This is a genomic window from Nakamurella leprariae (assembly GCF_016918035.1).
Classification (GTDB): Bacteria; Actinomycetota; Actinomycetes; order Mycobacteriales; family Nakamurellaceae; genus Nakamurella; species Nakamurella leprariae.
On the sequence record NZ_JAERWK010000027.1, the window covers coordinates 15,036 to 34,054 of the forward strand.

The following is a 19,019-nucleotide window of genomic DNA, read 5'->3' on the forward strand; positions in this document are numbered from 1 at the left end:
TCGATTCCTGATCAGGACCGGATGATCAGGAGGCGGCCGGGATCGCCGAGGCGCAGACGCCGCGCCGATCCAGCTCGTCGAGCACGGCGGTCCGCACCCGACGATCGTCCGACCAGAACCGGGCCTCCGGCAGCGAGCGGAGCAGTGTCACGTGCCGGACCAGCACCTCGGTGTCGATCGTCCGCAGGGTGCTGGCCAGCAGCGACCAGCCGACCGCGTCGACCCGTCCCCGGAGCACGGCGGTGTCCACCTGATCGGCGGCCGCGGCGCGGATGCGGTCGATGGCCACGTCGGTGCGGGCGTCGGCGGTCGGCGGGGCCACCCGGAAGGCATCGACGTCGGGCGACCCGGCGGTCTCCCCGACCGACGCGCCCTCCCAGGCGTTGAACAGCGGACTGCAGGTGCCGGACACCCGTGGGTCGTACAGCCCGGGGTACGGCGCGCGCTCGTAGCCGGCCTCGAAGCCGCAGACGTAGATCGGTGAGGTCACCCCGTGTTCCGCGCGGGCGCGACCGACGAAGCCGATCGCCAGGTCCAGCAACGACACCGGCCAACCGAGATCGCGGATGGCGTGGATCCGGAACTCGCCGACCGGCACGTCGAGCCCGGCGCACAGCAGCAGTTCGGCCGCTTCGCCGGCGCACTGCAGGTAGAACATCGACTCCACACTGTGCAGCCGGACCGGCTCGCCCGAAGCGGTCCACTGCGACAGGCGGTTGCCGATGATCGAGTTGTCGACGACGTGGGTGAAGCGGACGGCGCTGCAGCGGAGCCCGTCGCGGTCGGTGGCGCGGGACAGCACCCACTCGGCCATCTTCTTGGAACCGGCGTAGACGTCCCGGCTGAACGGGCGCAGCGCCTTGCCGGTGGAGGCGTGCACCAGCACGGTCCCGGGCAGCCGGCGACACACCTCGACGACGTTCGCGGTGCCGGTGACGTTGGTGGACAGCGTGCCGGCCACATCGACCTCGGCCAGGCCCGGGTCGTGCTGGGCGGCCAGGTGGTACACCACGTCGGGTCCCACCTGGATGAGCAGGGCGGTGAGCCCGTCCAGATCACGGACGTCGACGTACCGGTACTCGACGCCGGGGACCACGCGGACCGGCTGCTTGCGGCCGCGGCTGATGCTGATCACGCGTCCGGGCCGGAACTCCCGGAGCCGCTCCAGCAGGGCGGAGCCGATGCAGCCGGTGCCGCCGGTGACTACGACGGTCCGGCCGGTGAGCTGCTCGCCCAGGGCGGCGACGTCGAGCGTCAGCCGACGCTCCGAGATGGCCTGGAAGGTGCGGTACTCGGCGCCGCCCTCGGCCTGCGAACGGTCCACGAGCTCGGCGGTGATGTCGGACAGCGCCGTGCGTTCCGCCCGGGTCAGCGTGTGCCGGCCCGGCTCGACCGCGTCGACCAGCGCCTCGATGAGCTGCGGACGACTCAGGAGGCCGCTCACCGCGACGCTTCCGGACAACAACACATCTGGACTCCTGGTGTCAGGCACGAAGACGACGGCGCAGCGCTCCGGCGACCCGAGTCCCTGCCTCGGATCGGCGTTCCGAGGCGCGAGCCCGATGGTGGTCACCGAACGTTCGCAGCGTCATTGCCGCTCCTGCACCGTCAGTGTCCGCAGACCACTCACCCGTGTCCACTCCAACGCCCTGTGACGCATTCGTGGTGATCGCCATGATCGGGCGATCGGGTGACAACGACTCGCGTCAGTGCGGCACACGGGTGTCCGTGGAGCAATTCGGTCGGTCGATCAACGCATCGACGCATGCGTCCTCAACCACTGCGCTGCGTCCGTGCCTCGCATGCCGAACACGCGCCATCGACCGGGTCATGGATTCACTCGACCGGCTGTCTGTAACGGCGTGGACGCGATGCGCGACGGACGGCCACACGCCCCGTCCGATCGGACGATCAGTGCGCCCAGGACGACAGGGACACCCGATCCGCCCGGAACAACGTGCTGGTCACCTCGCGAACGGTCCCGGCCGCGTCGCGCAACCGGAGCTGCCGAGCCAGCACGACCGTGCCCGCGGGGACCCCGAGCAGCTCGGCGGCGGCACCGGACGCCAGCCCCACGGACAGCAGGCTGCGCTGCTCGCCCAGCGGCACGCCGTGAACGGCGCAGAACGCGGTGGCGGCGTCGAGATGCGGGACCGGGTGCAGCGCCTCGTCGGGCGGACCGGGCCGGTCGGCGGGCAGGGCCAGGTGGGCGACGCGGACGAACAACGGCGACCGGGCGTCCCGGCCGAACTGCTCGAGGCGGTGCACCGCGCCGGTCCACCCCTGCAGATCGGCCGGGAAGTCCGGGTCCGTCGTGTCCGCCCGATCGGCGACGAGGGTGCGGATCCGAAGGCCGGCGTCGGCGTCCGGCCCGGGAGCGGCGTCCGGTGGCAGCAACGACGCGGCCGGGACATCCGGGATGGGCGCCGAGTAGATGGGCGCGGACTGCCGGGTGCCGACCTTGGTCCGGCGGATCAGCAGGCCCTCGTCGGCGAGCATCTGCAGGGCCCGCCGGACCGAATTGCGGCTGGCCCCGAGCTCACGCATCAGCTCCAGCTCGGACAACGTGCCCTCGCCGCTGAGCTCACCGGTGCGCAGTCCGGCGCGCAGCTGTTCGTAGGCCCGGCGGGCGGACGTGTGCCGGCCGGTGGCGTGCAGCCGGCGGTTGCGGTCATGCTCGGCCCGGCGCGCGAGCTCGCCGTCGGGATCCGGGAAGCGGTGCGGCACGCGGCCCCTCCCGATCGCCGGGGGCAGAACAGGACGGACGTGCGTGCGGGGAACAGGCAGCGGCGAGGTCACGGGGCGATCAGAACTCCAACAGGTTGTCGCGGAACCGGTCGTGGGAGTACCCGGACCGCATCAGCCGTCGGCGCCGCAACGCCGGCGCCAGGCCGTCGGCCACCTCGGCGATGTTCTTGCGGGTCGGCGCGGACGCGATGAGGAAGCCGTCACCACCGACGTGGTCCATCACCTCGGCCATCTGCACGGCCACGCTGTCCGGCGTACCGATCAGGTCGACCGATCCGAACCGGTGGTTCGACGCGATCTCGCGCAGCGTGCGGCCGCCCTGGGCCAGGCTCTGCATGGTCGAGACGTGGCCGTTGTTCCCGGACAGGTCGGGCATCGGGCCGTCGAGGTCGAACTTCGAGAAGTCCATGCTGGTGAAGTAGGACATCGCGGCCAGGGTGCCCTCGAGGTTCTGCTCGTGCGCCGCCCGGATCCGGTCACGCTTGTCGTGCGCCTCGGCGTCCGTGTCGGCCATCACCGGGTCGACCAGGAACAGCACCTTGACGTCGGAGGGTTTGCGGCCCTTGGCCCGCAACCGGGCCGAGATGTCGTCCCGGTACTCCTTCATCGCCTCGACGCCGTAGACCTGGGCGATGATGGTGTCGGCGTGCGCCGCCCCGAACTCGCGGCCGGCCGGCGATCCCCCCGCCTGGCACAGCACCGGCCGGCGTTGCGGGCCGGGCACCGTGTTCAGCGGGCCGCGGGTCCTGTAGAACCGTCCCTCGAAGTCGGCCCGGTGGATCCTGGTGTGATCGGCGAAGACGCCGCTCTGCTCGTCCAGCTGCAGGGCCCCCTCCTCCCACGTCTCCCACAGCGCCTCGACCGCCCGGACCCATTCGTCGGCCATCTCGTACCGCAGGTCGTGCTCGAAATGCTGGTCGTGACCGTAGTTCTGGGCGGCCGCGTGCGGGCTGGCGGTGACCAGGTTGACACCGATCCGGCCACCGGTCAGGTGGTCCAGCGTGGTGAACAGCCGTGCGGCCAGGAACGGCGGGTAGAAGGTGGTGGCCACGGTGCCGATCAGCCCGATGTGCCGCGTCTCGCGAGCCAGGATGGGCAGCAGCGGCAGCGGGTCGTGCCGGATGACGACACCTGCCTTGACCGAACTCTCGAAGGTGCCCTGGTAGATGTCGGGCAGCACCGAGGAGTCCTCGAACATCAGGTAGTCGAACCCGGCGTGTTCGAGCGCCTGGGCCATGCCGATGTAGAGCTCGGGCTGGGCGACGTCGGAGCGCACGTTGCCGGACCACTGCCCGTTCCAGCCGTACACGCCGAAGCCGGTCGTCAGGAACCATCCCATGTGGAACATGTGTCGCCTCTGCTCTTGTCGTGTGGTCCGGACGGTCAGAACTCGAGCAGGTTGTCGCGGAACCGGTCGTAGGAGTAGCCGGACCGGATCAGACCGCGGCGGCGCAGCTCCGGGGCCAGACCGTCGGCGATCTCGGCGATGCTCTTGCGGGTCGGCGGGGTGCCGATGAGGAAGCCGTCACCACCCGCGTGCTCCATCGCCTCGCCCATCTGCGCGGCCACCGAAGCCGGCGTGCCGACCAGCGGGATCGACTCCACCACCTGCCGGCCGAGCGCGACCTCGCGCAGTGTCTTCCCACCCGCCGCAGCGTTCTGATAGTCCTTCATGCTCGACTGGTGGCCGTTGACCTTGCCGGTGAGATCCGGGAAGGGCGCGTCCGGATCGAACTGCGAGAAGTCCTTGCCGGACAGGTACGACAGACCGGCCAACGCACCCTCCAGATTGTTCTGCCGCGCGGTCATGGCGCGCTCCTGCTTGGCGCGCGCATCCTCCTCGGTGTCGGCCAGCACCGGATTGACCAGGAACAGGACCTTCGCGTCCTGCGGTTTCCGACCGTGCGCGATCAGCCGGCGGCTCATGTCGTCCCGGAACTCTTTCATCGCCTCCACGCCGACGACCGCGGCCACGATGGTGTCGGCGTGCGCCGCGGCCAGCTCACGGCCGGCCGGCGACCCGCCGGCCTGACAGACCACCGGCCGGCGCTGCGGCCCGGGCACCGTGTTCAGTGGTCCCCGGGTCTTGTAGTACTTCCCGTGGAAGTCCGCCCGGTGGATCTTGGTGTGGTCGGCGAAGACCCCGGCCTGCTCGTCGAGCTGCAGCGCGTCCTCCTCCCAGGTCTCCCACAGCGCGGAGACCGCCTGCATCCACTCGTCCGCCATGGCGTACCGCTCGTCGTGCTCGAAATGCTCCTCGTGGCCGTAGTTCTGGGCCGCGGCGTGCGGGCTGGCGGTGACCAGGTTGATGCCGACTCGGCCGCCGGTGAGGTGGTCCAGCGTGGTGAACAACCGGGCGGCCAGGAACGGCGGGTAGAACGGGGTGGCGATGGTGCCGATCACGCCGATGTGCCGGGTGGCCCGGGCGATGAGCGGGATCATCGGGATGGGGTCCATCCGGATCACCCCGGTGCGGGCGGAGTGCCGGAACGATCCCTGGTAGATGTCGGGCAGGACCGAGGAGTCCTCCAGCATCATGTAGTCGAACCCGGCGTTCTCCAGCGCCTGCCCCATCCCGATGAACAACTCCGGGTTGGCCACGTCGCGCGAGGCGTTGCCCGACCACTGACCGCCCCAGCCGTACACCCCGAAGCCGTAGCCCAGGAACCACCCCATGTGGAACATCGACGCTGTCCTCTCGGTCGTCCGGCGGCGACGCCGGCGGAGTGGGCGGCCGCAGCCACCCGGTCGTGGTCAGAACTCGAGCAGGTTGTCGCGGAAGCGGTCGTAGGAGTACCCGGACCGGATCAGACCGCGCCGCCGCAGCTGCGGCGCCAGCCCGTCGGCGATCTCGGCGATGCTCTTGCGCGTCACCGGGTTGGCGATGAGGAAGCCGTCTCCGCCGGCGTGCTGCATCGCCTCGTCCATCTGGGCGGCCACGGTGGCCGGCGAGCCGACCAGCGGCACCGACTCGACCACCGCCCGCTCCCGGGCGACCTGCCGCCACGTCTTCCCCCCGGCGGCGGCGTCCTGGTAGTCCTGCATGGTCGACTGGTGACCGTTCACCCGGCCGGTCAGATCGGGGAACGGCTCGTCGGGGTCGTACTGCGAGAGGTCGATGCCGCTGGTGTACGACAGGCCGGCCATGAAGCCCTCGACGTTGGCGGCCCGCGCCTCGACCATCCGGTCGTACTTGGCCTGTGCCTCGGCGTCAGTGTCGCCCAGCACCGGGTTGACCAGGAACATGACCTTGGCGTCCTGCGGCTTGCGGCCATGTGCGATCAGCCGCCGGCTGATGTCGTCCCGGTACTCCTTCATCGCCTCCACGCCGACCACCGCGGCCACGATGGTGTCGGCGTGCGCCGCGGCCAGCTCACGACCGGCCGGCGACCCGCCGGCCTGGCAGATGACCGGCCGGCGCTGCGGCCCTGGCACCGTGTTCAACGGCCCACGGGTCTTGTAGAAGCGGCCCTGGAAGTCGGCCCGGTGGATCTTGCTGTGGTCGGCGAACACGCCGGTCTGCTCGTCCAGCTGCAGCGCGCCCTCCTCCCAGGTCTCCCACAGCGCGGAGACCGCCTGCATCCACTCGTCAGCCATCTCGTAGCGCAGGTCGTGCTCGACATGCTGATCGAGACCGTAGTTCTGTGCCGCGGCGTGCGGGCTGGCGGTGACCAGGTTGATGCCGACCCGGCCACCGGTGAGATGGTCCAGCGTGGTGAACAACCGCGCGGCCAGGAACGGCGGGTAGAACGTGGTGGCCGCGGTGGCGATGACCCCGATGTGCTTGGTGGCCCGGGCGATGAGCGGCACCAGGGGCATCGGGTCGTGGCGGACGGTGGCCGTCTTGAGCGCCATCCGCGGCGAGCCCTCGTAGATGTCCGGCAGGACCGAGGAGTCCTCCAGCATCATGTAGTCGAACCCGGCGTGCTCCAGGGCCTGCGCCATCCCCATGAACAACTCCGGCCGGGCCACGTCCCGCGAGACGTTGCCCGACCACTGACCACCCCAGCCGTACACGCCGAACCCGGTGGTCAGGAACCAACCCATGTGGAACATCCGGACTCCCTGCGGATCTCGACGGACGATGGAGCGGACGGACCGATGCTCGGACGCGACCGCTCAGAAGGCGAAGAGGTTCTCCCGGAACGTCGGCCAGTCGTAGCTGTCGCGGGCCAGGCCGCGCCGACGCAGCTCGGCGCCCAGACCGTCACTGACCTCGGCGACCTGACGGCGCTCGATGCCGCCACCGATGAGGAACCCGTCGGCGCCGGTCTGCGCGGCGATGTCGGCCATCTCGTCCGCGATGGACTCCGGGGTCCCGGTGAACGAGATCGACTGACTGATCGGCTTGGACATGACCTCGCGCACGGTCTTGCCCTCGCTGCCGATGAGGTAGTGCTGCAGGACCGACTGGGCGTTGTTGGTGGTCAGCTCGGGGAACGGCGCATCCAGATCCAGCGTGGATCCGTCGATGCCGCTGGCGAACGACAACGAGGCCAGGTTCAGCTCCAGGTTGAGCGCCGCGTCGTTCTCCCGCACGGCGCGGAAGGCGTCGGCCTCCGCCATGGTGGCGAAGACATGCACATCGCAGATGAACAGCACCTTGACGTCCTGGGGCTTGCGGCCGTTGGCGATCAGTCGCCGCGAGATGTCGTCCCGGTACTCCTTCATCCGCTCCACGCCGCGGGCCTGGGCGATGATGGTGTCCGCGTGCCGGGCGCCGAACTCGCGTCCGGTCGGCGAGCCACCGGCCTGGCAGATGACCGGCCGGCGCTGCGGGCCCGGCTGGCAGTTGAGCGGCCCGCGGGAGCGGTAGTACTTGCCCTCGAAGTTGATCGGGTGAACCTTGCTCGGGTCGACGTAGGTCCGGGTGACCGGATCGTTGACGATGGCGCCCGGCTCCCAGGCGTCCCAGAGCTGCGACACCACCTGCATCCACTCATCGGCCCGGGCGTAGCGCTTGTCGTGGTCCCAGTCGTCCTGCAGACCGTAGTTCTCGGCCGAGCGGATGTTGTGCGCGGTGACCAGGTTCATCCCGACCCGACCCTTGGTCAGGTGGTCGAGCGTGGTCAGCAGCCGGGCGGCGAAGAACGGCGGGTACCAGGATGTGGTGACCGTGCCGATGAGACCGATGTTGTCGGTCTCCCGGGCGATCGTGGCCAGCAGCGGCAGCGGATCGAGCTTGGGTGCGGCCGCGGCGTTCCGCAGCGCCCAGTCCTGCGAGGAGCCGTAGACGTCCGGGATGAAGGACCCGTCCTCGAACATCATGTAGTCGAACCCGGCCCGCTCGAGCGCCCGCGCGGCCTCGATGTACTGCTCGGGCTGCGTCCACTCCTCGCCGCCGCGCCCGGACCAGGTCCGGCCCCACGACTGGACGGTGTAACTCAGGAACCATCCGAAATGCAGCATGTGGCGCTCTCTCTCGCTGATCGTCATGCCTGGCCGTCAGGCCACCCGGTCCGGTCGCGGGCCGGCTCCTCACGGCGTGGGAGGAGCATGGCAGCGCCATGTTGTCCGGCTATTGCGCCGGTCGGTCGGAACGGTCCGTCCGCGTCAACGTCTCGTGACCGGCAGGTGACGCACCGGGATCCTGGGGCAGCGCCTCGACCGCCGCTTCGGCGGCGGCGGCGACCTGGTCCTCGGCGCCCTGCACCAGCGGGACCGATGCCGCGGCTTCCTCGACCTCCAGCGGCGGCGGCATGGCGGCCAGCGTGCGCCGGCCGAAGAAGTAGATGAGGGCCGCCACGGTCGAGAACACCGCGATGCAGGCGTGCATCGCCTCGACCGGCCCGGGTAGGTCCAGCCCGGAGAGCGGGACGGTCAGCCCGCCGATGATGAACTGGGCCATGCCGACCAGGCCCGACACCCGGCCGGCGTGCGACCGCTCGACCATCATCGCCATGGCGATCAGGTTCGCGCCGAGGAAGCCCTGGGCCAGCACCAGCAGGAACAGCAGCGTCAGGGTGATCCACAGTCCGCCGCCCAGCAGGGCCACCAGCACCAGCACCCAGCCGACGGCCGTCACCGCGGGCAGGGCGACGTTGAGGATGCTCTCGCTCGAGTACCGGCGCAGCAGCCGCGCGTTCATCGTGGTCGCGGTGACCAGGCCGACGGCGTTGGCGGCGAACACCCAGCTGTACTGGGTGGCCGACAGGCCGTACCCGTCCTGCAGGACGAACGGCGAGGCGGCCAGGTAGGCCATCAGGGCGCCGCTGACGAACGCCATGGCGCCGCAGGCGATGAGCACCCGACGTCGGGACGGCCGGCTCAGCCGGGTGCCCCGGGCCTGCACCGACCGGTGTTCGCGGGTGTGGGTCTCGGGCAGCAGCACGACGACCATCAGCGCACCCAGCACACCGAGCCCGGTGATCATCCCGAAGATCATTCGCCAGGAGCCGATCTCGAGCAGCCACGCCCCCACCATCGGGCCCACGATCGGAGCGATCGCCGTCGCCGCGCCGAGGTGCGAGAAGAACCGGGCCAGCTGCGGCCCGGCCAGCAGGTCACGGCCGACGGCCCGGGCGGTGGCCACCCCGCCAGCCGCAGTCAGGCCCTGCAGGAACCGCGCGATGATCAGGAAGGTGATGGTCGGGGCCAGCGCGCACGCCACCGACGCGATCACGTACCCGATCATCGAGATGACCACGGGGCCCTTCCGGCCGAACCGGTCGCTCAGCCGGCCGGCGATGATCTGCCCCAGGCACATACCGAAGATGACGGCGCTGAGCGTCAGCTGCACGGCCGTGTCGGTGACGTCGAACTCGTCGGCCAGGGCCGGGAAGCTGGGACTGTAGGCGTCCAGCGAGAACGGTCCCAGCCAGGACAGGGTGATGGCGACGGCGGTGATGCCCTTGGTCAGCCGGGGGCGGCCGGCTCCGAGCCCATCGCTGTGCAGCTCACTCTCGGCGTTCCGGACGGCCATCAGCGCACCACCGGTCGGTCGCAGGCGGGCAGGTCGCGGCGGACCACGGCGTAGTCGTCGGTCTGGTCGACCGCGGCGAGATGCTCCATGACGATCCGGTCGCCGCGGTAGTGGGTGAAGCTCAGATCGAGCACGACCCCGGACGTGTCCCGCACCTGCATCTCCCGCAGCAGGATCGGCGAGCCCTCGTCCACCTCGAGCAGTTCGGCCGTCCGGCGCTCGCACGGCACCGACTCGTACGTCGTCCAGCTGTCCCCGAACGGACGTTCGAACAGTACCTGGATCGCCTCCGGGACAGCCGGTGTCGGGTCCAGCTCGTTGAGCTCATGGATGCGCCGCGACAGCGTGCGCGGGTCGGTGACGTCGGTGCGCAGGTAGCTGACCCGCAGGTACAGCGGCGTCCCGTCCAACACGGCCACCTGCTCGGTCATCAACAGGGTGGGCAGCGGCCCCAGCCGCGACTGCAGCAGGGGCGTCGACGGGACGACCCGGTGCTTCAGGTCGGTGACGGTGAACCGGCGCCCGGCCGTCCCACCGGGCGAGTCAGTCGACTCGTCGAGGGTGGGCACGATCGCACCGGTGTCCATCAGGACGGGCACCGGGCGGGGTGCGATGAGGGGGCGGGACAGCAGGCGGGGCACGGCGTTCACTCCAGATCTCACGGCAGGCGGTCGGGCGCTCGCACCGAGCACCCGGGGCCGGCGACCTGCACCACGGCAGCGCCGGCCGGACGTGCCGAAGGCCGGTCGTCCCCGCGGGTGCGGGAACGACCGGCCGACTCGGCGATCACGGGTTCATGGACAGGCGATCACCCGGTCTTGGTCAGGATGCTGAAGTCGATGACGTTGTCGGTCCGATGGGCGAACCCGTCGATGTTCGACCGGGTGACCATGAGCGGCTGGGCCTTGGCGATCTGGATCTGCGGCCGGTTCTCCTGCCACACCAGCTGCGCCTGGTTCCAGAACTTGCCGGCCTCGGGGCTCAGCGAGTCGCCAGCCGCCACACCGGCCTTCACCGCGGCGTAGAAGTCCGGATCGTTGAACGCGGTGGTGTTGCGGCCCGGGTTGTTCTCCGGGAAGGCGAGCAGCAGGGAGTACGGCGGCGACTCGTAGGACACCGACATGTCCCGCATCAAGTACGACTGGTACTCGCCGGCGCTCTGCTTGGCCTGCATGGCCGGCGGCGGCAGCACCTCCAGGTTGATCTTGAAGCCGGCCTCCTCGGCGGCGGACTGCATCTGGATCGCCGCCTCCTGCAGATCGGGCACCGCGTTGCTCATCGACAGGGTGAACTCCACCGGGGTGGACACGCCCGCCTCGGCCAGCAGCTCCTTGGCCTTGGCCGGGTCATAGGTCTGCTCGAGCAACCCGGTCGCGTCGTAGCCGGGGGCGTTCGGGTCGAGCAGGCCGACGACCGGGTTGGCCCGGCCCTTGTAGACCTGGTCGATGATCTGCTGGTACGGCACCGCGTAGAACAGCGCCTGGCGGACCAGCGGATCGTCGAACGGGGCGTTCTTGTTCGAGATGAACTGCCAGAGGAAGTTGTTGGTGTCGACCGAGTAGGTCTTCAGGTTGCTGTCCGACGTCATGTCCGCGACGTCGGAGGGGCGCAGCTGCACGGCCACGTCGGCGTCCCCGCTCTTGACGAGCTGGGCCCGGTTGGCCGCGTCCGGCACCACCCGCTGGATGATCCGGTCGACGGCCGGCTTGCCCAGGGCGTAGTCCGGGTTGGCGTGGTACGTGATCTGGGACCCGTCCTCGTAGGTGTCCATGATGTACGGCCCGAACCCGAAGTTGCCGTTGGTGTTCGACCACTCGACCGCGTACGGGTCGTCGGCCGTCGCGTGCTCCTTGAGGTAGTCGCTGTCGTAGATCTCGCCGGAGATCTTGGAGATCACCGCCATCATCGGGAAGCCGTGCCCGGGCTCGGCCACGGTCCACGAGACGGTGTAGTCGTCGACCTTCTTGAGCTGGGTCGACGGATCGGTGATGCCCGGCAGCGAGATGCTCGGGGCGATCGACGTGCTGTTCCACTTGCGTTCGTAGGACCAGAGCACGTCGTCGGCGGTGAGTTCGTTGCCCTGCACGCTCATCACGCCCTGGCGGAGGTGGAACGTGTAGGTGAGCTGGTCGTCGCTGACCTCGTAGCTCTCGGCCAGCACCGGCTCGAAGTCGTACAGGTCCTGGGTGGTGGCGTTCTCGTCGTCGGGCGCCTGGACGTACGGGTTGCGGATGAGCGTGGCGCCGGTGAGCAGGGTGTACTCGAACGCCTCGTAGCCGCCGGGCTTGGAGTCGAACGCGAGGCCGCCAGGCATGGTGGCCACCGCCTCGACGATGACCGAGCCGTCGCCGCCGCCGCCGGTCTCGCCGCCGCCCGAGCCGCCGCTGTCCCCGCCGCCGCAGGCGGCGAGGAACAGCACGGCGACCGAGGTCGCGGCGAGCGCCGAACGGCTGCGGCGTCGCAGCCGGGAACGCGGAGGGTGTCCGGAGGACACCGGGCCGAGCAGTCTCATGCGGACTCCAGGGGCAGGAGGGTGGACCGGCCGGAGGTCAGCATCCGGCCGGATGAGGGGGAAACCGAGGTGGAGCTGGTCAGCGGGCCGTGCGTCGCTTGCCGAAGATGGCCTGCGAAGCCAGGGCGGCGGCCGCCACGGCGAAGAACAGGAACAGGGCGGGGAACGCCGCGGCCCACCAGCGGCCCGAGATGACGTCGCCGGCACCGGCGTTCAACATCGAGCCCCATTCCGGTGCGGGCGGCGGCAGCCCCACGCCGATGAAGCCGAGGGCTGCGGTGACGATGATGCTGACCGCGAAGATGACCGACATGTTCTGCAGGGCAGCCCAGGCCGAGTTGGGCAGCACGTGCCGGACGGTGAGTCCGAACTCGGACAGGCCGGCCATCCGCGCCGCGTCCAGGTAGGCGTCGTTGCGCACCCGCAGCACCTCGGTGCGCACCAGCCGGATCTGGATGGGCGAGAGGATGACCGACATGATGCCGGTCAGCGTGGTCGCGCTGGCGCCGAAGAAGGACACCACGACCAGGCCGGTCAGCACGGCCGGCACCGCTTCGGTCAGATCCACCGCGCGACCGCAGGCCCGCGCCACGAAGCCCAATGGGCCGCGGGACGACTCGTTCATGCCGATGAGCAGGCCGAACACGCAGCCGATGAGCGTGGCCAGCACCGCCACGGTCAGCGCGATGAGCAGGTTGGTCCGGGTGGCCACGATGACCCGGGAGAAGACGTCCAGGCCGGAGGCATCGGTGCCGAAGAGGTGGTCACCGCCGGGTGCGATCGACGCGCCGCCGATCACCTTCTCCGGGTCGAACGGCACCCACCACGGCCCGGTGACGGCCAGCACGATCAGGATGGCCATCGGGATGAACTTGGCCCAACGACTGGCGGGCCAGCGGGTGCTGCGGCGCCGGGCCGGGGCGGCCGGGGTGGCGGGCCCGGCGACGGTGGTGGAAGGGCCGGTGAGCACCGGGTCCATCGGTTCGACGGTCATCACGCCTCAGCTCGGATGCCGGGGCGCCGGCGGGGGTCCAGCGCCATGTTCACCAGGTCGACGATCAGGAAGACGAGCAGCGAGAGCGCCGCGATGACCAGCAGGAATCCCTGCATGGCCGGGAAGTCGCTGGAGTTCACCGCATCCACGGCGTAGGAGCCGATCCCGGTGAAGCCGAACAGCGACTCGAGGATGACGGCGCCGCCGAGCATGTAGCCGAACAGCGCGCCGGTCATCGTCACCGCGGGCGGCGCGGCCCGCCGGTAGACGCTCTTCAGCACCGTCCACCGGCTCGATCCGCAGGCCACCCGGAACAACGTCGGTGCGGCGTCGATCTGTTCGTCCACGCTGCTGACCAGCAGCCGGATGATCAGCGGCGACAGGGCCAGCACCAGCACGACGATCGGCAGCACCAACCGGGCTGTCATGGCCGACGTGGCCTCGAAGTTCCCGGTCAGGATGGTGTCCAGCCACGGCGCACCGGTCACCTTCGGCGGGGTGACCATCGACGTGGGGAGCCGGCCGGTGGGGGCAGGGGCCCAGTGCAGCACGGCGTAGAAGACGAAGATGGCGATGATGGCCAGGACGTACTCGGGGATGGCTCCCGCGGCCTGCGAGTACGCCCGGATCAGCCGGGCCGCCGGGTTCCGCGGCCACATCACCGCGACGTATGACAGCAGCAGACTGACGATCACCGCGCAGATCAGGCCCATGACGGCGAGTTCCACGGTGGCCGGCAGACGAGTGGTGAAGTCGTCGACGATCTCGCGGCCGCTGATCAGGGAGGTGCCCAGGTCCAGGCGGACCACGCCGGTGAGGTAGTTCCACAGCTGCTCACCGGTCGAGCCACCGAGACCGAGTGCCGCCTGGAGCTTCTCGTACCCCTCCGGCGTGTAGTTCTGGCCCATCAGGGTACGGACCGGATCGCCCGGCACCAACCGGACGATCAGGAACGCGATGATGACGAACAGCAACAGGTGCAGCGGCAGCACCAGGATCCGGCCCAACCACCACCGGTTGCGTTGCAGGAAGTGCACGGTGTCTCCAGGGTTCTCCGGCGCGGCGAGGTCCTCGGCGCTCAGATCAGGACGCGGGCATCAGGACGCGGACATCAGGACGCGACGGTCAAGGCGGGGTCGAGGTCGTCGTCGCCGACCGGCTCCAGGGTGGGTTCGCCGCGGTAGGCGTTCAGCAGGCTGCGGGTGTACGCGTGCTGCGGGTCGGCGAACACCTGGGCGGACGGTCCACGCTCCACCATCCGGCCGTGGTACATGACCAGCAGTTCCTGGGCCACGAAGCCGGTGGCCGGCAGGCCGTGCGAGACGAAGATCAAGCCGGCCGAGTGCTGCTCGCAGTAGTCCTTGATCAGGTTGAGGATGGCGCCCTGCACCGAGACGTCCAGCGCCGACACCACCTCGTCGCAGACCAGGATCCGTGGCCGCACCACGAGCCCGCGCGCGATGGCGAACCGCTGCCGCTGGCCGCCGGACACCTCGAACGGGTACCGGGAGGCCAGAGCGACGGGGAGCCGCAGGGCGTCCAGCGTCTCGGCCATCCGGGCGCGGGCCTCGCCGTCGGACAGGCCCAGCAGTGTCCGCAGCGGCAGCAGCACCGAGTCGTCCAGCCGCCGGCGGGGATCGAACGACGACGTGGTGTCCTGACCGATGAACTGCACCGCCCGGCGGAAGTCCATCCGTCCGCTCCTGGACTTGACCACCTGGGCCACCGACTCGCCGTTGAACGTGACGCGGCCGCCGTTGGGCGTCTCGAACCCGACCAGCATCTTGGCCAGTGTGGACTTGCCGGAACCGGATTCGCCCACCACGCCCACGGTCTGGTCGCTGGTGAAGGTGGCGGTGACCGCGTCGACCGCGGTGAAGCGGCTGCGCGCACTGCCGTACTGCTTGGTGGCGGCATCGAGCACGAGCTCGACGTACGCGGGCCTGGGGCCGTGGGTGCCGGCGGTGGACTGCGGCTCAGACACTGCTGCCCACCAAGGTCGCCGGCATGAAGTCGTCCAGGGTGGGCAGCCGGTCGGTGGTGACCGACTCCAGCGTCGGGATGCAGGCGAGCAGGCCCCGGGTGTAGGGGTGCCGGGCGTCGGCGGCAATGGTCGCGGCGGGTCGGTGCTCGACCACCTCGCCCCGGTACATGACCACGACGTCGTCGCAGAACTCCAGGCAGAGGTTGATGTCGTGGGAGACGACCAGCAGTGACGTGCCGACCGACTCGGTGAGCTCGACGATCAGGTCCATCATCCCGCGGGACAGGGACGCGTCCAGCGCGCTGGTCGGTTCGTCGGCGATCAGCAACTGCGGCGAGGTGCACAGCGCGAGCGCCATCATCACCCGCTGCCGCATGCCACCGGAGAGTTCGTACGGTCGGGCGTTCATCACCCGCTTGCTGTCGGTGAGGCCGACCCGGGCCAACCACTCCCGAGCCAGGTCGCGGGCCGCGGAGCGGGACACCTTCGAGGTGGTGCGCAGCAACGACGTCAGCTGCTTGCCGATCGGGAACACCGGGTCGAGGGACGTCATGGCGTCCTGGAAGAGCATCGAGATTCCGGGCGTGCGCTGCGGGATCCGGGTCACCTTGCGAGCGAGCAGATCGATGCCGCGGAACTGCATGGTCGCCGCCCGGACGTCGACGCCGACGGGCAGGAATCCGGCCACCGCCATGGCGAGGGTGGTCTTGCCCGACCCGGACTCGCCGACCAGGGCGACCCGGCGGCCGGGGGCCATGAGCAGGTCGATGCCGGCGATGGCCGGGGTGTCCGGTGTGCTCGGGTACGTCACCGACAGGTCACGGACCTCCACCAACGGGACGTCGGTGAGTGCGACGGGGTCCGTCGGGTCCAACAGGGCTCGGTCGGCCCGGTCCACCAGGGTCATGCCAGGCTCCGCATCGGTCGGGCGGCGACGGCGTCTCCGTCGTGGTCCCTACCGTTGTCGGATCGTGTTTCCGCAGCGTCGTGGGTTGCGTGAAGCGTCCATTGCGCCGGTTGCGCGCCACCGGTGGTGCCGATGTTCGGCACACCACCGGGCGGTCCGCCGTTCGCGCAGGTCAGCAGGCGTGCCGGCGATCGATCGAGCGGCGCTGAACGCCGTCGCGTCAGATCACGACGACGTGTCGGACGCGGCGTGATCGCGCGCACACCGGCCGGTTCAGCCCCGGCGCGGCGGTCGCAGCCACGGCGCGACATCGCCCGCGGTGGTGCGCCACGGCACCACGTCGCGGCGCAGCCCGGCCACCGCGTTGGCGGCCGCGTTGGCCGCGTCCATCCGGGACTGGACGAGATCGGCGCGCAGTTCGGCGTTCTCCACGGACAGTTCGGCCAGTCGGGCCCGGAGGGCGTCGACCTGGGCCTCGAGTTCGATGATCCGGCGGATGCCGGCACGGTTCACACCATCGTCCTGGCTGAGCCGCTGCACCTCGCGGAGCAGCTCGATGTCCCGCTGCGAGTAGCGTCGCCCACCACCGCTGGACCGGCCCGGCGAGACCAGTCCCTCGCGGTCGTAGGACCGCAGGGTCTGGGCGTGCATGCCGGCCAGCTGGGCCGCCACCGAGATGACGAACAGCGGGGCGTCCGCGTCGATCCCGGCCTGTCCCGCGGCCTCGATGCGGGCCTCGATCCGCAGCTCGGCCCGCTCGCCGGTCACCGGAGCGCGCCGCGGGTCGCCGGCCGGGTCACCGCCGCCGTCACCGGCGGGAGCCGGCCGGCGGGGGTGCGTCCGGTCGTCCATCACGCACCCGCCGGGGTCTGGGCGGACCGCACCGCCTGACTGACGCCGGGACGCGGGTCCTCGGTCGACTCCGCCGCGAACGTCTCCAGTGCCTCCCGCGCCGCCGGCGAGAGCCGTTGGGGCACCGCGACCTCGACGGTGACGATGAGGTCGCCGGTGCGGTCCTTGCGCTTGACCCCCGCGCCCTTGACGCGGAACTTGCGACCGGACGCGGTGCCCGCCGGCACCCGCAGCGACACCGGGCTGTCCAGTGTCGGCACGGTCAGCGTGGTCCCTAGGGCGAGCTCGGGGAAGCTGACCGGCACGGTCAGGGTCAGATTGTCGCCGGAACGGCCGAACAGCTCGTGCGGGGTCACGTGCACGACGACGAACAGGTCGCCGGCCGGGCCACCGTTGAGCCCCGGCTCGCCCTTGCCGGACAGCCGGATGCGCTGCCCGTCCGAGACACCCGCCGGGATGCGAGTGGTCAGCGTGCGGGTGGTCATGACCGTCCGCTCGCCGTGGCAGGTCGGGCACGGGTCGTCGATCACCGAACCGGTGCCCGAGCAGTTCGTGCACGGCTCGGAGAAGGCGAACGAGCCCTGGTTGCGCGTGGTGAGCCCGGAACCGTTGCACACCGGGCACTCCCGCGGGACGGTCCCCGGACGAGCGCCGGTGCCGTGGCAGGTCGGGCAGCTGCCCCGCTCGGAGAGGCGCAGCGGCAGCGTCACGCCGTGCACCGAGTCCAGGAAGCTGATCCGCGCCTCGGTCTCCAGATCCGCGCCCTGCCGGGCCCGGTTGGCCCGGGCCTGGCCGCCGCCGGTCGTGCCGCGGTTGAACAGCCCGGAGAAGATGTCCGAGAAACTACCCGCCCCGGTGCCGTTGGTGCCCTGCCCGGCGCCCGCGCGGGCGTCGCGCAGCAGGTCGTCGAGGTTCACGCCCCCGGCACCGCCGAAGCCACCGGCGCCGCCGGGGAAGCCGCCGCCGGACCCACCGCCCCCCGGGAAGCCGCGGAAGGCGCCGGAGGCCATCAGGTCGCGGGCCTCGTCGTACTCCTTGCGCTTGGCGTCGTCGGAGAGCACGTCGTAGGCCTCGGACACCGCCTTGAAGCGCTCCTCGGCCGTCTTGTTGCCGGGGTTCTTGTCCGGGTGCAGGTCCCGGGCCAGCTTGCGGTACGCCTTCTTGATCTCGGCGGCCGAAGCCGTCTTGGAGACGCCCAGCTCCCGGTAGAAGTCCTTCTCGTAGTAATCCTTCGCGCTCACCCGGAACCTCCTTCCGTCCTGATGCTGATCTCGTCCGTGCTGGTGCTGGTGCTGGTGCTGGTCGTACTCGTGCTGGTCATGGTGCTGTGGAGGTCGGATCGGGCTGGCTCATCGGGTCGGACCGCGGTGGCGGACCGGACGGACCGGGCCGGCACCCGCCTGGGGTGCCGGCCCGGGGTCCGGTCAGCCGGCCGGGGTCTCCCCCGCTGCCGGACTCTCGTGCTCGGGACCGGTCACCACGACGACCGCCGGCCGGACCAGCCGGTCACCGAGCCGGTAGCCGTGCCGGAACACCGCGCTCACCGTCGGTTCGGTCACCTCGGCCGAGGTCTCGAACTGCACCGCCTCGTGCTGCGCCGGGTCGAAGACGTCGCCCTGCGCCCCGACGGGTTCCAGGCCGAGCTTGCTCAGCACGCCCTGCAGCTTGTCCGCCACCGCCTTGAACGACCCGGTCAGGTCGCCGTGGGCGGCGGCCCGGTCGAGATCGTCGAGCACCGGCAACAGATCGGCGATCACCGAGCCCTTGGCCGCGGTGACCACCTGCTCGCGGTCACGGTCGACCCGGCGGCGGTAGTTGGCGTACTCCGCCGTCACCCGCTGCAGGTCGGCCGTGCGCTCCGCCGCCTCCTGCCGGGCCTGCTCGAGCTCCACCGCGGCGACCGGGTCGGCCAGTTCCGCGTGCAGGGCCTGGGCGGCCTGGTTCGGGTCGCCGGGAACCTGGCCGGGCGAGCCGGCCGGGAAGGGGCTGCCCGCACCGGGACCGGCGTGCGCCTGGTCGGCTCCCGGCTCGGCGCCCGAGCCGCGGAGCGTGCCGGACTCGGGATCGATGCGCCGCTTGTCGCGGATCACCACTCTCGGT

The 19,019-nt window shown here is 70.7% G+C and carries 16 protein-coding genes; all 16 read right to left on the reverse strand.

Annotated elements, in window-relative coordinates; all coding sequences use genetic code 11:
- Positions 1 to 25: 25 nt before the first annotated feature.
- The 16 genes from JL106_RS19365 to grpE all read right to left on the reverse strand — a co-directional run bounded on the left by JL106_RS19365 (position 26) and on the right by grpE (position 19,012).
- Positions 26 to 1,444 (reverse strand): NAD-dependent epimerase/dehydratase family protein, encoded by a 1,419-nt coding sequence (locus JL106_RS19365; RefSeq protein WP_205262417.1) that lies wholly within the window; start codon positions 1,442 to 1,444, stop codon positions 26 to 28.
- Positions 1,445 to 1,911: 467 nt separating this feature from the next.
- Complete coding sequence (locus JL106_RS19370) at positions 1,912 to 2,727, reverse strand: GntR family transcriptional regulator (RefSeq protein WP_205262418.1); 816 nt, start codon at positions 2,725 to 2,727, stop codon at positions 1,912 to 1,914.
- Positions 2,728 to 2,806: 79 nt separating this feature from the next.
- Positions 2,807 to 4,096, reverse strand: coding sequence for an NtaA/DmoA family FMN-dependent monooxygenase (locus tag JL106_RS19375; RefSeq protein ID WP_205262419.1), 1,290 nt, complete (start codon positions 4,094 to 4,096; stop codon positions 2,807 to 2,809).
- Between the two features lie 35 nt (positions 4,097 to 4,131).
- Entirely contained in the window at positions 4,132 to 5,433 is a 1,302-nt protein-coding gene (locus JL106_RS19380; protein ID WP_205262420.1) for an NtaA/DmoA family FMN-dependent monooxygenase, read from the reverse strand.
- 69 nt (positions 5,434 to 5,502) lie between these two features.
- A complete protein-coding gene (locus tag JL106_RS19385) occupies positions 5,503 to 6,804 on the reverse strand; it encodes an NtaA/DmoA family FMN-dependent monooxygenase (protein ID WP_205262421.1) in 1,302 nt (433 codons plus the stop codon).
- Between the two features lie 63 nt (positions 6,805 to 6,867).
- Complete coding sequence (locus JL106_RS19390) at positions 6,868 to 8,157, reverse strand: NtaA/DmoA family FMN-dependent monooxygenase (RefSeq protein WP_205262422.1); 1,290 nt, start codon at positions 8,155 to 8,157, stop codon at positions 6,868 to 6,870.
- Between the two features lie 109 nt (positions 8,158 to 8,266).
- Positions 8,267 to 9,670, reverse strand: coding sequence for a multidrug effflux MFS transporter (locus tag JL106_RS19395; protein WP_205262423.1), 1,404 nt, complete (start codon positions 9,668 to 9,670; stop codon positions 8,267 to 8,269).
- Positions 9,670 to 10,311 carry a UTRA domain-containing protein gene (locus JL106_RS19400; RefSeq protein WP_205262424.1) on the reverse strand — a complete coding sequence of 214 codons (642 nt, stop codon included), beginning with the start codon at positions 10,309 to 10,311 and terminating at the stop codon, positions 9,670 to 9,672. The genes JL106_RS19395 and JL106_RS19400 overlap by 1 nt, the downstream gene beginning before the upstream one ends.
- A 167-nt stretch (positions 10,312 to 10,478) precedes the next feature.
- Positions 10,479 to 12,182, reverse strand: coding sequence for an ABC transporter substrate-binding protein (locus JL106_RS19405; RefSeq protein ID WP_205262425.1), 1,704 nt, complete (start codon positions 12,180 to 12,182; stop codon positions 10,479 to 10,481).
- A 79-nt stretch (positions 12,183 to 12,261) separates the two neighbouring features.
- Positions 12,262 to 13,176 carry an ABC transporter permease gene (locus JL106_RS19410; RefSeq protein ID WP_205262426.1) on the reverse strand — a complete coding sequence of 305 codons (915 nt, stop codon included), beginning with the start codon at positions 13,174 to 13,176 and terminating at the stop codon, positions 12,262 to 12,264.
- Positions 13,176 to 14,213: an ABC transporter permease gene (locus JL106_RS19415; RefSeq protein ID WP_205262427.1), complete on the reverse strand. Its 1,038-nt coding sequence runs from the start codon at positions 14,211 to 14,213 to the stop codon at positions 13,176 to 13,178. The genes JL106_RS19410 and JL106_RS19415 overlap by 1 nt, the downstream gene beginning before the upstream one ends.
- Before the next feature lie 74 nt (positions 14,214 to 14,287).
- Complete coding sequence (locus JL106_RS19420) at positions 14,288 to 15,160, reverse strand: ABC transporter ATP-binding protein (RefSeq protein ID WP_205262428.1); 873 nt, start codon at positions 15,158 to 15,160, stop codon at positions 14,288 to 14,290.
- Complete coding sequence (locus JL106_RS19425; protein ID WP_205262429.1) at positions 15,153 to 16,067, reverse strand: ABC transporter ATP-binding protein; 915 nt, start codon at positions 16,065 to 16,067, stop codon at positions 15,153 to 15,155. Before JL106_RS19425 ends, JL106_RS19420 begins: the two co-directional genes overlap by 8 nt.
- Before the next feature lie 273 nt (positions 16,068 to 16,340).
- On the reverse strand, positions 16,341 to 16,919 hold the full coding sequence (locus JL106_RS19430; protein ID WP_205262430.1) for a heat shock protein transcriptional repressor HspR: 579 nt from the start codon (positions 16,917 to 16,919) through the stop codon (positions 16,341 to 16,343).
- Positions 16,919 to 18,160 carry a molecular chaperone DnaJ gene (dnaJ, locus tag JL106_RS19435; protein ID WP_205262431.1) on the reverse strand — a complete coding sequence of 414 codons (1,242 nt, stop codon included), beginning with the start codon at positions 18,158 to 18,160 and terminating at the stop codon, positions 16,919 to 16,921. Before dnaJ ends, JL106_RS19430 begins: the two co-directional genes overlap by 1 nt.
- Positions 18,161 to 18,343: 183 nt before the next feature.
- The gene (gene grpE, locus JL106_RS19440; protein WP_328842597.1) at positions 18,344 to 19,012 is read right to left on the reverse strand and encodes a nucleotide exchange factor GrpE; all 669 of its coding nucleotides are present in this window, start codon (positions 19,010 to 19,012) and stop codon (positions 18,344 to 18,346) included.
- Positions 19,013 to 19,019 lie beyond the last annotated feature (7 nt).